Below are 13626 nucleotides of genomic sequence, written 5' to 3' on the forward strand. Positions count from 1 at the left end.
ATGGTCGCCCGACGCAGACCACTACAACTCGATACGCTCGACCTTGCCGACCAGCAACACGTAGGACAAGGCACCGATCAATGCGAGAACCGCGATATAGGTGATTGCTGGCGCGAACGAATCGCCGCTGGCGAGGAAGCCGATGACGATCGGCGTGGCAATCGCCGACAGGTTGCCGATGAAGTTGAACACCCCGCCGGTCAGCCCCAACAACCGCGCTGGCGCTAACGTCGACACCAGCGACCAGGTGATCGAGGCCAGCCCGTTGCCGAAAAATGCCAGCGCCAGAAAGGCAATCACCAGCGGTGTCGACTCAACGAAGTTGGCGCCGATGATCGAGGTGGAAATAAGCAGACCGCCGATGATCGGCAACTTGCGCGCGAACCCGACGGTGTAGCCGCGACGAATCAAGAAGTCGGAAAAGAACCCCGAGCACAGCACGCCAATGAACGCGGCGAGAAACGGCAGCGACGCCAACAGGCCGGACTTGATGAAGTCCATGCCGCGATACTTCACCAGATAAGTCGGGAACCAGGTGAGGAAAAACCACAGCGTCGAGTTCAGGCAGAACTGGCCGAGGTAGATGCCCCACAACTTGCGCTTGGTGAGGACGATGCCCAGATCGGTCCAACTGAACTTGGCTTTGACCTTGGCCGACTCTTGCTGGATATCGACCAGACCACCGCCCTCGCGGATCAGGTCGATTTCCGCCTCGTTGGCACCTTTGAAATCCCGTGGCTCGCGATACACCGCGTACCAGATCGCCGCCCAAATGATGCCCACCGCGCCGGTCGCGACGAAGACCATGTGCCAGCCGAATTCGTGCTGCAGCCAGGCTAGAACCGGGGTCAGAAATGCCAGACCGACGAACTGCCCAGACGTGTAAAAACCAATTGCCGTCGCGCGTTCACGCTCGGGGAACCAAGTGGTCACCACACGGCTGTTGATCGGATAGGCCGGCGCTTCCAGCGCACCGACCGCCATGCGCAGCACGAACAGCGCAATGAAACTGGCCGCGAAACCGAGCATCACCGTAGCCACAGACCACAACAACAAAGCGACGCTGTAAAGAATGCGCGGCGGCACGCGATCGACCAGCCAGCCGCCGGGGATCTGCATGGCCGCGTAGGTCCAGCCGAACGCAGAGAAAATCAGGCCGACGTGAATCGGGTCGATGCCCAGCTCACTGGTCAGCGCCGGCGCGGCAATCGACAGGTTGCTGCGGTCGAGGTAGTTGATGACCACGGTGATAAACAGCAACACCATGATGAAAAACCGCTTGCGGCTGGGCGTGACTAAAGACGCCTGCCCGGTGAGGGTTTGCGGTTGCATGGGGAGAGCCTCTTTTTATGTTTATTGAGGTCGGCCTGAGGCCTTGCATCTGATCGTTCCCACGCTCCGCGTGGGAATGCTGCCCGGGACGCTCCGCGTCCCAAAAGCGAACGCAGAGCGTCCATTGAGGCATTCCCACGCAGAGCGTGGGAACGATCTCATCGGGTGTGTCAGGCAGTAATCACCACTCGGCAAAACTGCCATCGGCATGGCGCCAGATCGGGTTGCGCCAGCGATGCCCGACGGCCGCGCGCTCTATCACATATTCTTCGTTGATCTCGATGCCCAGGCCCGGGCCGTTGGGGATCTTCACGAAGCCTTTGTCATAATCGAAGACGCGTGGATCCTTCACGTAGTCGAGCAAGTCATTGCTCTCGTTGTAATGAATGCCCAGGCTCTGCTCCTGGATAAACGCGTTGTAACAAGCCGCGTCCAGTTGCAAACACGCCGCCAGCGCAATCGGCCCCAGCGGGCAGTGCAGCGCCAGCGCGACGTCGTAGGCCTCGGCCATGTTGGCGATCTTGCGGGTTTCGGTGATTCCGCCGGCATGGGAAGCATCCGGCTGGATGATGTCGACATAGCCTTCGCTCAACACGCGTTTAAAGTCCCAACGCGAGAACAGCCGCTCGCCGAGGGCAATCGGCGTGCTGGTCAGCGGCGCCAGCTCTTTCAGCGCTTCGTAGTTTTCGCTGAGCACCGGCTCTTCGATAAACATCAGTTTGTACGGATCGAGTTCCTTCATCAGCACCTTGGCCATCGGCTTGTGCACGCGGCCATGGAAGTCGACGCCGATGCCGACGTTCGGCCCGACCGCGTCACGCACGGCGGCGACGTTGGCCAGCGCCAGATCGACTTTCTCGAAGGTATCGAGGAATTGCAGTTCTTCGGTGCCGTTCATTTTCACCGCAGTAAAACCACGGCTCACCGCCTCTTTCGCCGCACGCGCGGTATCGGCCGGTCGGTCGCCGCCGATCCACGAATACACGCGAATCTTGTCGCGCACCTGGCCGCCGAGCAGATCACTCACCGACACCCCGAGGGCCTTGCCCTTGATGTCCCACAGTGCCTGATCGATACCGGCCAGCGCACTCATGTGAATCGCGCCGCCGCGGTAGAAGCCGCCGCGATACAGGACGGTCCAGATGTCTTCGATATTGCGTGGGTCTTTGCCGATCAAGTAGTCGGACAATTCTTCGACGGCAGCGGCAACGGTGTGTGCGCGGCCTTCGACCACAGGCTCGCCCCAACCGGTCACGCCCTCGTCGGTTTCGACCTTGAGAAAGCACCAGCGCGGCGGGACGATGAAGGTGGTGAGTTTGGTGATTTTCATCTTTTTGTCTCTCTTATAGATGCAGCGCACGCAGCGCCAAAAAGTCTTAGCGAAGGGCCTTCCACGCGGCCACGTAGGCCTTGGCATTCACCGCCACTTGCTCCGCCGTCATGCCCGGTTTGAACAGGCCGGAACCGAGACCGAAACCTTTCACGCCAGCGTCGATAAACGCCTGCATGTTGTCCGGGGTGATGCCGCCGACCGGCGCCAGCACCGTTCCCGCCGGCAACACCGCAAGCCAGGCTTTGACGACGGCCGGGCCCATCTGCTCGGCCGGGAAAAGCTTGAGAATGTCCGCGCCCTCCTCCAGCGCCGCGAAGGCTTCGGTGGGCGTGGCGACACCCGGCGACAGAAACAGCCCCGCCGCTTTTGCCGCGCGCAAGACCTTGGCGTCGCTGTGCGGCATGACGATCACTTGGCCGCCGGCCTCTTTCACCAACGCGACCTGTTCCGGGGTCAACACCGTGCCGGCACCGATCAGGCAATCGGCGGGCAAGGTCGTGCGCAGGATGCGGATACTTTCGTACGGCGAAGGGGAATTGAGCGGTACTTCGATGACGCGAAATCCGGCTGCATACAGGACTTCTCCGACAGCGGCAGCTTCCTGCGGATGCAGGCCACGCAGAATCGCGATCAGACCGTTTTGCGCCAATGCTTGCTTGAGCATGTCAGGCCTCCAGTCAGGGTTAACGGGATGAGGAATCGATCAGTCCGGCGGCCAGCGCCAGTTGCCACAGACCACGCTCGGTGGCCTGCTCGGCCAGCGTCACGTTGGCGAAGCCACAGGCGTCGAGGGCGCGGCTGTAACGCGCACAAAGTTGCGCGTTGCCGATGAGGATGATCGAAGGAAGATTCGGGGTGTTGCGGCGACGCCGCTGAACGATGGCGAGCGCGGCCGATTCATGGCCGATCATCAGGCCGGACAGATAATCCGCCTGCGCGGTCGGGCTGAGTTCGCCGGTCAGTCCCAAGGTACGGGCGCTGAATAAGGTCGACAGCACGCCAAGCTCACCGTCCGTCGACTGCGCAACCTGCACACCGCGGTCAAACGCCAGAGCATCGAACGTCGCGCCGTGCTTCAGGGTTCGGCCAAGAATGCTGTGTTCGCTGAGCACGGCGAACACTTCGCCGGTCATGAACGTGTCGAAATGCGTGATGCAGCCACCGACCACATCGACCCATTTCGAGTGACTGCCCGGCAGCCCGATCAACAGATCAGCACCCGCCTCAATCGGCAGATTCTGTAGCACGCCGAGCACTTGGGTTTCTTCGCCGCGCATCACGTTCGGCAAACGCGAACGCTGAATCACGCCCGGCACGATATGCACTCGCGTGCCGCGCAGACTGACAACTGTTTGTAGGGAGTTTCCGAGATTGGCGACGTTCGCCGGCGTCTCGCAGTAGGCCGCTTCACGCCAGCCCTGCGCACTGCCAACCATGCCGCAGGCAATCACCGGCAGATGAGGCTGCGCATCGAGCCAGTCGCCGCACGCCTCGTCGAACGCCAGTTCAAAACCATCGGCGCATTCGCGACCGTTGATGACTCGCGGAGTTTTCGGCAGTTGCATGATCCCGGACGACAGCGCGCGCTGCTCCAGCACCACACCACCCGCCGCGAGTTTGTAAGCACGTAATGAGGTCGTCCCCCAATCGAGCGCGATCAATTGCGCCAGCATCGCTTCACCTGTTTTGTTTTTGGCAGTGAGTGCGATGGACTATAGACCTCTCAGACGGTAAATCTCAATATGTAATTTTGCATCCCATATTTTGGGATAAGGCAGGTTAAAAATTCTTCCTCTGCAAACCGGAGGTTATGCATATTCGAGTCGGAGAAGCAGTGATGATCGTTATTTACCGAACAGATCAAAAAAATATCGTGGTGCGAGCTGCACTTCTTGAAGAAACTCGAAACCAATTTATTAAAAATACTGCGAGCCGTCTTATTATTACCCAATGGTCGTAAACCCATAATATGGGCACGAACAGGTCATGGTGGAAACGGCCTTCAAATTAGGCAAGGCCGATGAAATATGCGGCTATTCTGCAGTTCCTGGATTCATCAAATCGACACTCGGGACTTGCATGATCTTCGAGAAATACGTTTTGTAAGTAGTCGAATGAACTCTAAACACACAAGAAATGGAATCTCTGGATTTCAAAAACGGGACTAATGAATCTCCTTTGAGACGTCTTTCCTCACCCTTATCATCTACCTGTTCATCGAAAAGAACATCTGCCCTATAGAGCAGTGAATCAGTTGACACTCTTTCAATGAAACCGAAACCGGATTGCTTTATACGGTGCGCCTGTGAAAAATCTTGATCGTTCGTTAACGAACACACAAGCCCCTGACCAATAGACGACTTGAACAACTGAAGCAATTCTACATCTGACGAAAAATAAATTTTATAAATCCCGGTACTGCGAAGCCGATCAGTCTTTGAGTATTGTAAATTAGCGATAGGCCGACCATGATTCAAAGAACACGCAGAGACCATCAGAATCATAACTGCCAACGTTATAAATCTCACAAAACGTTACTCCTTGGTCCATTTCAAAATTGATTCCCTTACAATCTGTCGAGCTGACTTGCCACCAGGCAAAGGTCGCGCGTACATAAAGTTAGCATCCGCGTGATTGATGTCCAGCCGCCCCATTACATTCGGTCCAGCGGAAATTTCCCATTGTTCACCAAAATCTGCAACGACGTCCGATAAATTCCAATCAACTGCAGCAGCTCTGATATTTACCCAATATTCCGCTTTTGGCTGAGGAACCTGCCTATATATCTTTGAAATACCGTAGACAATTTTTCCGTGGCCTACAGGATCTAGGGTGACCAGCATCTTGACTTTAAATCCACGATCGGACAAAACAGCCGATAGGTGCGCGCCATTCCACCCACCCAGGCTATGACCGATAATGTAAACAGCGGTATTACAGTTTGAAATCTTACCAATTACATTCTTTTCCAGATCCTCTTCACTCATGAACGCGTTATAACCAAGAGGCAAGGTAGTGCAGTACTTCTTTATTTCTAGAGCTTCTATATCTGCATCAACCATTTCTCGAACGTAATCGACGTTGTGGTTAGGGCCATCAACATAATATCTTTCCTGATCGCCCGCTCCGCCAACAAGAAATACCATTACATCGCGCAATTTTACCGATGCTTGCTTAACAGACTGATCAGTCTTACAAGTGAGCGTATGGGTAACTGGATTCCTTCTAGCTACCGGCACTTCTGGAGTGTCTGCTGTCGCACTTCCTTCTGCCATTTATCATCACTCCACAAACAAATTTATAGTTTCAGCCAAATGCGAGCTGACGGTATGGGTGAATCCCAACGCATCCGTAATTCCCGGCTCCTCACTGCCATCGCCGCGCTGAATCGTGTAGGGGTGATAGGGCACCGGCTCTCCGGTGTCCTCATTCACCACTTGCAACCTGTCCGTAAAATGCACCGGCATCGGCAACAACCCGCTAAACGCCGCCCCACCGCCGCTCTGGCCAATAATCACCGTCCCTGAAGCACCGACCACGACATTGCCATGGCCTCCGGTGCTGTCGAGCGTGGCGGCATTCAGGCCGTTGATGAACACGGTGCCGGAAACGGCGCCGGTGATCGGGCTACCGCACGCCGATTTATCGGTCATGCGCGCAGCGGCGAGGCCGTCGAAGAAGACGTCGGGCGAGCCGGAAACAATCGGGTTGGTGCCATGCCCTGGCATTGGGCAGGCGGTCGGGTCGGTGACGCGTGCAGCGGGTTTACCACTCAATTCAAAGCTCCTTGCTTCAGGGGTTCCGGGTGCGGCTGATGAATATCGATGTCGGTCGCGGCGAAGCGCCAGCGGTTGTCGACGGGGTCGAACAGGGCGTGGCAATGCTCTCGGCTGTCGGGTGATGCGGTGGTTTGCAGGTGCCGCCAGGCTTCGTCGGTTTGCCAGGCCAGTTCGGCCGGCGTCGCATCGTCGAGTTCGTTGAGCCAGGCGTTGTAGTTGCGCAGGTGATTACGCTCGTAAGTCGATTGCAGCAGTTCGGCCATTTGTGCGCCGAAGTCGAGATGATGCTGGGCCGTCCACTGGCCGATCTCGGAATAGACGTACCAGCCCATCGGCATCAACCCGCCGTCCTTGAGCAGCGAATGCCCGGCAGGGGCGACAAAACCGCAACAGACATGCAGTGTCAGCCAGCCTTGATGGGCGTCGATAAACGCCGTCGGATCGAAAGTGCGCAGCGGTATCACGCGGTAATCGGCGAGCCCGGCACTGCGCGTCATCAACTCAGCATCGAGGCGTGACACGAACGCGCGAATGGCGCTGCCGCCCGTACGATTTGTCATGCACAGAATGTCGACCGGTTGGCGCTGGGGGTTGTCGCTCGAGCCTGAGTTTTTCACCAGGCCATACAGACGCATTGTCGCCCGTAGTCCGCTCATCGCCGGTCACTAATTGACGCAGCGAAGGCTCCACGGGCGTGGAGAAGTTGTGCCAGAGGCATTGCAGGTATCGTCCGTGAGCGCGCAAAAATGGCGCGTAGAATGCCGGACTAGAGTGCCGGAGACAATCGAAATAGCACTGGATTGCCATCATCGACTTCAGTCCTCGGCAAACTCGCGCAGGACCTTGCTATCCATGGGATAGCGCACTCATCCCTTTTCCGAGATTGCGCACTGCCGACCATGCCGAAGTAAACACCGGGAAAATCCTGCTGCGAATAGAGTCAGTCGCCGTCATATCAAGGGGCGACATCAATTCATTTCGTCGACCGATCAACGCTGGTCACGCCCTCTTCAGCTAAAACCTTCACGACTTCATAATCTCCTGCGCCGAGGTGATGAGTATGGCCATGTTCGTCAGAAATACCCGGTTCCTGGCGGCCATCCCCGCGCACTATGACGTATGCCGTCAGCGGTTTTGGCGTCAGATCCGACGAGGACACGATGCTCAGAGCCAATCGATACGGCGCAAACGAGGCAAGTAATCCTACGTAGGGCAGCTCATCGCAACGGCCAAGGCGATCGATTTCGTCATATGGCGTTGCGGCAACATGTCGCCACCGCGTGATGCAAATCGGGACCTGTGGCAACAACGTACGCATGCGATCCTCGGGCAGCAGCGAAACCCGTGGCGGTGCTACCCGTGGACTGCGCACTTGATCAATAAATCGTGAGGTCGGCAGGTACATGACTTTCGAGTAATACGCCACGAACGGAAACGCCGTGATCACCACCTTGCACGGTATGTATTGTTGCGGTTTGAGCATCCGCACCAGTTCAATCGGCCTGATGTCATTAAAACCTTCATTGATGCCGTGATTCTCAACCCTAATGTGCGCGAACATTTCATACCGCCGATCACCCTCGATCAGACGCATGGCGCTGACGCGTCCCGACGCCTCCATCTTGATTCGATGTTCGATGGAAAAATCCACATAACCATTCAGCGAACAATGAATCGTCGTACTGATCTGGCCTTGCCTACCGTAATCCTCATACAGATTGATAAGATTTCGATCAGAGGTGAAGCGCAGGTCGTAATAGGAAGAGTTGGCGCGCTCGATTGAAACAAACTCAAGTCTGGCGGGAGGAACGTTCAAGTGCATGCACGCCGTGCAGGATAGAAAACTGCCAATCAACGGCCATCTGAATAAACGCAGATTCAACGGTTGCCCCTCTGCTCTATCACGCGGACAAATTCGGAACTCGGGATACCGATAGGGTTGGACTCGTAGGGTCCGTAAAAATAGTCGGAGGCATGAAACCGGCAGGCCAGGGCATTGCGCGCTTTTAACAAGACCAGCAATTCTTGCGCATTGGGAAACGTATTCGAGCCGTACTCATGATCGGTGTACACCGCGATCAGACGCGTGAAATATTGATATTTGCCACGCGAACCCGGGCGATCCAGTTCCTCTACGGTACCGATCAGATAGTTCGACTCGCCGTGTCGCTCAGACAAATTTATTCGCGCGTCCAGATAACACGTAAAACCGTCACTGGCTTGATCCTTGCCCAAGTTACTCTGGAACATTCGCATCAAATCCGTATCGGAGGAAAACCGAACCTCAAACTGGCCATACCCGGGTACATCCGTCATGGATAGATATTCGATATCGGATGGAGCAAGCACCGGGCGCTTGGCGCAGGCACTGCATAAAACAACCAGACAAATCCCTATCAACTTTCTCACTAAAACATCCTGTCAATTAACAACAACCCGATCTTCGTGCACACAGCAGTCCAAACAATCAGCGTTCACCAACGGCTACAATCGCACCTTCTATCGCCCGAAATATATCCGCGACAGGAACGTACATCACGTTGGAAAAATAGGTTTCCATCATTGTTGCGCTGGCAAAGAACTTACAGGGCACCTGAGTTTTCCGGGCCAACATTTGCTTTATCTCCGCAGGTGTCAAATCTCGTTCAGTACTTCCATTCACTACTCTCTCGCTGAAGAGCATTGCGGCAATGAAGCCATATTTCGCCCCGGCGGGGTTTCGCTTGACACTGCCGGCCATCAGTCGCTTCATCGCGTATCGCTCCCTGAAGTCGGCATGATCCTCCAAGGCACAGACGAAACCGACGCCAATTAATGACCGATAAGGCCCCCAGATATCGATATCTGAAGAAAAATACACGTCATACATAACGGTTTGCCCTACCCGCTCTATCTTGGTGAACTGAAGATTGGCGGTAGTTTTGTTTTGCCGCAGTGAACACCCGGACATGACCAGCACGCACAAAACAAAAATCGCTCTCGATAACATGCTATTGCTCTACGCTCACGTGCCGAGCGCCCGTATAAAATCCATGGAAGGAATAGGCATAAAATCTGAAAAATAGGTTTCGTATTTCGTTGTATGCACTCTAAAAGCGCACACAACCACGTCGTTTACCTTTAAAGCCCTGCGCAATTCATCTCCCGCGAGAATACGTTCCTTACCCCGCACCGCTCCGGTCTCTCGAAAAATGACCCGGGCGATATAATTTCCTTTCGAAGAGTTGTCGCTTAACTCAACGATGCCGCTGCCGTAGCCTCGCTGGTAATGGCCAATCGAAAAATCCGCATCGCCTTCCAACGCACAGACCAGCTCTTCGCCGATCCTGGATTGGAACAAGGTCAAGAGATCCGTATCACTTGAAAATCGTACGAAAAACGAACTTGCGCTCGGCGTAATTGAAATACTTTCAAAATCAAGCTTCGCTATTGGCCTGCCGTGATTCGAAGCACATGAACAGCAAAGCAAAAAGGCGAGCGCCATATACCGGCGCATTGTCGCCCGTAGTCCGCTCATCGCCGGTCACTCATTGACGCAGCGAAGGCTCCACGGGCGTGGAGAAGTTGTGCCAGAGGCATTGCAGGTATCGTCCGTGAGCGCGCAAAAATGGCGCGTAGCATGCCGGACTAGAGCGCTGGCGACAATCGAATTACTGCCGGATTGCCATCATCGTGTTCAACCCTCGGCAAACTCACGCAGAACCTGGCCATCCATGCGGTAGCGCACCCACTCCTCCTGAGGTTGCGCGCCGAGGGATTTGTAGAATTCGATCGCCGGCGTGTTCCAGTCGAGGACGCTCCATTCGAAGCGGCCGCAGTCGTTGTCGCAGGCGATTTTTGCCAGGTGACGCAACAGGGTTTTGCCGGCACCGCCGCCGCGTTGCTCCGGGGTGATGTAGAGGTCTTCAAGGTACAGGCAATTGCTGCCGAGCCAGGTCGAATAGCTGAAGAAAAACACCGCGAAACCGATCGGCAGGCCATCGCGCAGGCAGATCAGACCGTGGGCGGTGGCGCCTTCGCCGAACAGGCTGCGTTCGATGTCGGCGACGCTGGCGATGACTTCGTGACGGGCCTTTTCGAAATCGGCGAGTTCAGTGATGAAGGCGAGAATTTGCGGAGCATCGCTGGGGGTCGCCGGGCGGATGTCGATCGTCATGGACGGGCCTTGTCGGAAAAAGGAAAACGCCATACTAAGGCGGTGAGCGGCGCTCGTCACATGGCAAAACACACACTACCCTGCGCACTGTTACAAACATTGCAGTTCCCTGTGGGAGCGAGCCTGCTCGCGAAGGCGTCCTTTCAGTCACCTGCATTGTTGATTGACAGACAGCATTCGCGAGCAGGCTCGCTCCCACACAGGGGACTTCGACAATCTGAAAGGATGCTTATGAACCGTGAGTTTTTTACACCCGTGGCGGCACTGGCAGCAGAGTTGCTGCCGCACGCATTGGAGCCGTCCGACGACGGCGCCCACGACCTCGCCCACTTGCAGCGCGTCTGGCACAACGTGCGTACGTTGCATGAAGAAGAAGGTGGATATCTTGAGGTGCTGTTGGCCGCCGTGCTCTTGCACGACTGTGTGGCCGTCGAGAAGAATTCGCCACTGCGCGCGCAGGCATCGCGATTAGCAGCGGACAAAGCGTCGGCAGTGCTCGCGGAGATGAACTGGCCCGAAGAAAAAATCACCGCCGTCGCCCACGCCATCGAAGCCCACAGCTTCTCCGCCAACATCACTCCGCGCAGCCTTGAAGCGAAAATCGTCCAGGACGCCGACCGCCTCGACTCACTCGGCATGCTCGGCGTCGCCCGTACCTTCTACATTGCCGGGCGCATGGGTTCAGCGCTGTACGACCCACAGGATCCCGAAGCGAAACAGCGCGACTACGACGACAAACGTTTTTGCCTCGATCACTTCCAGACCAAACTGCTGCACCTCGCCGACGGTTTCCAGACTGCCGCCGGCCAGCGTCTGGCGCAGATCCGCCATCAGCGTCTGAAGGGTTTCATGGAACAGTTCAAGGAAGAGATCGGCATCGCCTGATGCGTTACTCCGGCGCACAGCAATCCTGACTTCGCTAACCTCAGACCTAAGCCGCCTGCCTGACGTGTTAAACAGACGACGCTGAATTTTTCCGTTCAAGGAACCGCGTCATGTCGCCAGCAACACCCAAGGTTTCAGGCAAGCTGTTCGGCCTGTTCTGTCTCGCCAGTTATCTGCTGTCGCTGTCCTACGGCTCGACGTTTTTGCTGTCGCTGTTGATCGGTTCTCGCGGCGGCAATGAGCACGATGCCGGCAGTGTGATTTCGGCGGCGATGCTCAGTACATTTGTCGCGGTGCTGATGTCCGGGCATCTGTCGGACTGGCTCGGCGCGGCGCGCTCGATTGCAGTGTTCGGGCTGTTGCTGGTGGTGGCGAGTCTGGGTTTTGCGATGACGCCGGGGTTTGGGCATCTGCTGCTGTTTTTCGGTTTGCTGTTGGGATTGGGCTGGGGCGTTTTTTACACCTTGGGGCCGATTATCGTTGCCAGCCTGGTGACGCCGGCACAACGAGCGAAATACTTCGCGCTGTTGTCGGGCAGCATGATGACCGGGATCGGCAGCGGCCCGTTGCTCGGGCGTGCGGCGAGTGCAGTGGGTTTGCCAGTGACCTCGGCGTTTTATCTGGCGGCACTGGCGAGCCTGGTTGGCGTGCTGTTGTTCTGGCAAATCGGGGCTCGATTGAAAAGCACGCAAGTAACCTCGGCCGCGAGAATCACTTGGCGAGCGACCACCCAAGTGCTCGGCTCACGCGCGCTGTTCCCGATCATCATGGTCGGTCTCGGCGGTTGCGTGTTTGGTGGCTTGTCCAGCTTCCAGACCAGTTATGCCGAAGCCCGCGCTCTGGATTACTCGCTGTTCTTTCTCGGTTTCATGAGTGCGGCAATCAGCAGTCGGATGCTGATCGCAGGCTATGTGGTCAAGCGTGATCCGCTGCGCGCTTCTTGCCTGTTGTCGGGGCTAATGCTCGGCTCGATCGTGCTGTTCGCCTTCGGCGTACACAGTGGATTCACCTATTTGCTGGCGGCGTTGATGCTCGGCGTCGGGTATGGGCTGACGTATTCGGTGATCAACGGGCTTGCGGCTAACGAAGCGCCGACCGGCACCACGTCACAGGCATTGCTTCTGTTCAGCCTTGCCTACTTTATCGGCGTATTCGGTTTCCCCTTGCTGGCCGGGACAATCATCGTTGAAAAGGGCATGGCGACGCTGCTGCTCACGGTATTGGCTGTGGCACTTGTGAACTGGCTGATCACCGTGGGTCGTCTGCTCTGGCGTCGACTCAAGCTCAAACCGGCAACGGCGATGCAGACCGTTCGTCGTTCATCAGGCACCAATCCGATCACAGGGCAGACCAACGACAGGTAAGGATTCCAATCACTGGAGACGCCCTATGATCCCGTCAAGGTTGACCGCTTTCGTATTCAGCGCCCTGCTCTGCCCTGCGGTTTTCGCCGCATCCGCCACCGCAGCGGGCACTGGCCCTACCGACCCGACTCCGCCACGCGCCCCCGCCATCAACAGTGCCCCCGGCATGAATACCGATGGCTCCGGCGTGCCTTTGATCAATCAGCCTCCTGCGACCGGTACCGATCCGCGCACTCAGGGCAGTGATCCGGGCCGTCAGGGCGGCATGAACACCCCCGATGCCCCCGCCACGCCAGACAATGCTGGCCCTGGCATCGGCTCGAAAACCACCACCGGTGGCTCCGGTTCCGAAGGCTCCGGTCAGTAGTTCGCCGACGCGAGCGTCCTATTCAATCCAATGAAGAGGTAACCATGAACGTCGATAAAAACCTGGAAAAAGAAGTCCTCACCCGCCTGCTGCACGCCCACCCGAGTGGTCTGGGCAAGGAGGTGCTGGACAATTACCGGGGCGAGAAAGTCGTGGCCAGCGCCCTCGCCGCTTTGCAGGATCGTGGACTGATTCATCACGGGCATGTGACCTGCAACGAGGCTGGCGAACATTCGTTGAACCTGCCGATCAAGCTCAGTGCTGCTGGCGTTGAAGCAGCGCGCAAGCTGGATCTGCAGTAGTCCTGCGGCCGCTCGCTGCCGACGCGGCGAGCGGTATCCAACATTGAATTTTGTGATGAAGCTAATTGCCCTTTCGCGAGCAAGCTCGCTCCCACACTGAATTGATGT

At 56.7% G+C, this 13626-nt stretch carries 16 protein-coding genes; 4 read left to right on the plus strand and 12 right to left on the minus strand.

Annotated elements, in window-relative coordinates; genetic code table 11:
* Positions 1-21: 21 nt before the first annotated feature.
* From HU718_RS22170 to HU718_RS22225, 12 genes are all read right to left on the minus strand, one after another.
* The gene (locus HU718_RS22170; protein WP_095048589.1) at positions 22-1332 is read right to left on the minus strand and encodes an MFS transporter; all 1311 of its coding nucleotides are present in this window, start codon (positions 1330-1332) and stop codon (positions 22-24) included.
* A gap of 181 nt (positions 1333-1513) precedes the next feature.
* Positions 1514-2662: a galactonate dehydratase gene (gene dgoD, locus HU718_RS22175; protein WP_007908327.1), complete on the minus strand. Its 1149-nt coding sequence runs from the start codon at positions 2660-2662 to the stop codon at positions 1514-1516.
* Between the two features lie 46 nt (positions 2663-2708).
* Positions 2709-3329, minus strand: a complete 621-nt coding sequence (locus HU718_RS22180; RefSeq protein WP_150706517.1) for a 2-dehydro-3-deoxy-6-phosphogalactonate aldolase — start codon at positions 3327-3329, stop codon at positions 2709-2711.
* Positions 3330-3348: 19 nt separating this feature from the next.
* The gene (locus tag HU718_RS22185) at positions 3349-4338 is read right to left on the minus strand and encodes a 2-dehydro-3-deoxygalactonokinase (protein WP_186613784.1); all 990 of its coding nucleotides are present in this window, start codon (positions 4336-4338) and stop codon (positions 3349-3351) included.
* A gap of 861 nt (positions 4339-5199) precedes the next feature.
* A complete protein-coding gene (locus tag HU718_RS22190; RefSeq protein ID WP_095120555.1) occupies positions 5200-5940 on the minus strand; it encodes an alpha/beta hydrolase in 741 nt (246 codons plus the stop codon).
* Between the two features lie 6 nt (positions 5941-5946).
* On the minus strand, positions 5947-6441 hold the full coding sequence (locus HU718_RS22195) for a PAAR domain-containing protein (protein ID WP_095120556.1): 495 nt from the start codon (positions 6439-6441) through the stop codon (positions 5947-5949).
* Complete coding sequence (locus HU718_RS22200; RefSeq protein ID WP_095120557.1) at positions 6438-7100, minus strand: hypothetical protein; 663 nt, start codon at positions 7098-7100, stop codon at positions 6438-6440. Before HU718_RS22200 ends, HU718_RS22195 begins: the two co-directional genes overlap by 4 nt.
* Before the next feature lie 317 nt (positions 7101-7417).
* Entirely contained in the window at positions 7418-8260 is an 843-nt protein-coding gene (locus HU718_RS22205) for a hypothetical protein (protein ID WP_150811739.1), read from the minus strand.
* Between the two features lie 62 nt (positions 8261-8322).
* Complete coding sequence (locus tag HU718_RS22210) at positions 8323-8853, minus strand: hypothetical protein (protein ID WP_137217817.1); 531 nt, start codon at positions 8851-8853, stop codon at positions 8323-8325.
* 58 nt (positions 8854-8911) lie between these two features.
* Positions 8912-9433, minus strand: a complete 522-nt coding sequence (locus HU718_RS22215; protein WP_150729944.1) for a hypothetical protein — start codon at positions 9431-9433, stop codon at positions 8912-8914.
* 15 nt (positions 9434-9448) lie between these two features.
* Complete coding sequence (locus HU718_RS22220) at positions 9449-9961, minus strand: hypothetical protein (RefSeq protein ID WP_186613782.1); 513 nt, start codon at positions 9959-9961, stop codon at positions 9449-9451.
* Between the two features lie 159 nt (positions 9962-10120).
* A complete protein-coding gene (locus HU718_RS22225) occupies positions 10121-10600 on the minus strand; it encodes a GNAT family N-acetyltransferase (protein WP_038364457.1) in 480 nt (159 codons plus the stop codon).
* 231 nt (positions 10601-10831) lie between these two features.
* Here HU718_RS22225 and HU718_RS22230 point away from each other — a divergent pair, with 231 nt between their 5' ends.
* The 4 genes from HU718_RS22230 to HU718_RS22245 all read left to right on the plus strand — a co-directional run bounded on the left by HU718_RS22230 (position 10832) and on the right by HU718_RS22245 (position 13518).
* Entirely contained in the window at positions 10832-11485 is a 654-nt protein-coding gene (locus HU718_RS22230; protein WP_186613780.1) for an HD domain-containing protein, read from the plus strand.
* A 110-nt stretch (positions 11486-11595) separates the two neighbouring features.
* Positions 11596-12849, plus strand: coding sequence for an MFS transporter (locus HU718_RS22235; protein ID WP_186613778.1), 1254 nt, complete (start codon positions 11596-11598; stop codon positions 12847-12849).
* A gap of 25 nt (positions 12850-12874) precedes the next feature.
* On the plus strand, positions 12875-13216 hold the full coding sequence (locus tag HU718_RS22240; protein ID WP_008085503.1) for a hypothetical protein: 342 nt from the start codon (positions 12875-12877) through the stop codon (positions 13214-13216).
* A 44-nt stretch (positions 13217-13260) separates the two neighbouring features.
* Positions 13261-13518, plus strand: a complete 258-nt coding sequence (locus HU718_RS22245; RefSeq protein ID WP_016986009.1) for a hypothetical protein — start codon at positions 13261-13263, stop codon at positions 13516-13518.
* Positions 13519-13626 lie beyond the last annotated feature (108 nt).

It is taken from the genome of Pseudomonas tensinigenes, from assembly GCF_014268445.2.
Taxonomy (GTDB): Bacteria; Pseudomonadota; Gammaproteobacteria; order Pseudomonadales; family Pseudomonadaceae; genus Aquipseudomonas; species Aquipseudomonas tensinigenes.

What these genes read in the sequence shown, in the direction of transcription:
- HU718_RS22190 (WP_095120555.1), bottom strand. Translation starts at nt 5,940, where the DNA reads ATGGCAGAAGGAAGTGCGACAGCAGACACTCCAGAAGTGCCGGTAGCT.
- HU718_RS22180 (WP_150706517.1), bottom strand. Translation starts at nt 3,329, where the DNA reads ATGCTCAAGCAAGCATTGGCGCAAAACGGTCTGATCGCGATTCTGCGT.
- HU718_RS22225 (WP_038364457.1), bottom strand. Translation starts at nt 10,600, where the DNA reads ATGACGATCGACATCCGCCCGGCGACCCCCAGCGATGCTCCGCAAATT.
- HU718_RS22170 (WP_095048589.1), bottom strand. Translation starts at nt 1,332, where the DNA reads ATGCAACCGCAAACCCTCACCGGGCAGGCGTCTTTAGTCACGCCCAGC.
- HU718_RS22230 (WP_186613780.1), top strand. Translation starts at nt 10,832, where the DNA reads ATGAACCGTGAGTTTTTTACACCCGTGGCGGCACTGGCAGCAGAGTTG.
- HU718_RS22245 (WP_016986009.1), top strand. Translation starts at nt 13,261, where the DNA reads ATGAACGTCGATAAAAACCTGGAAAAAGAAGTCCTCACCCGCCTGCTG.
- HU718_RS22240 (WP_008085503.1), top strand. Translation starts at nt 12,875, where the DNA reads ATGATCCCGTCAAGGTTGACCGCTTTCGTATTCAGCGCCCTGCTCTGC.
- HU718_RS22185 (WP_186613784.1), bottom strand. Translation starts at nt 4,338, where the DNA reads ATGCTGGCGCAATTGATCGCGCTCGATTGGGGGACGACCTCATTACGT.
- HU718_RS22200 (WP_095120557.1), bottom strand. Translation starts at nt 7,100, where the DNA reads ATGAGCGGACTACGGGCGACAATGCGTCTGTATGGCCTGGTGAAAAAC.
- HU718_RS22220 (WP_186613782.1), bottom strand. Translation starts at nt 9,961, where the DNA reads ATGAGCGGACTACGGGCGACAATGCGCCGGTATATGGCGCTCGCCTTT.
- HU718_RS22235 (WP_186613778.1), top strand. Translation starts at nt 11,596, where the DNA reads ATGTCGCCAGCAACACCCAAGGTTTCAGGCAAGCTGTTCGGCCTGTTC.
- dgoD (WP_007908327.1), bottom strand. Translation starts at nt 2,662, where the DNA reads ATGAAAATCACCAAACTCACCACCTTCATCGTCCCGCCGCGCTGGTGC.
- HU718_RS22215 (WP_150729944.1), bottom strand. Translation starts at nt 9,433, where the DNA reads ATGTTATCGAGAGCGATTTTTGTTTTGTGCGTGCTGGTCATGTCCGGG.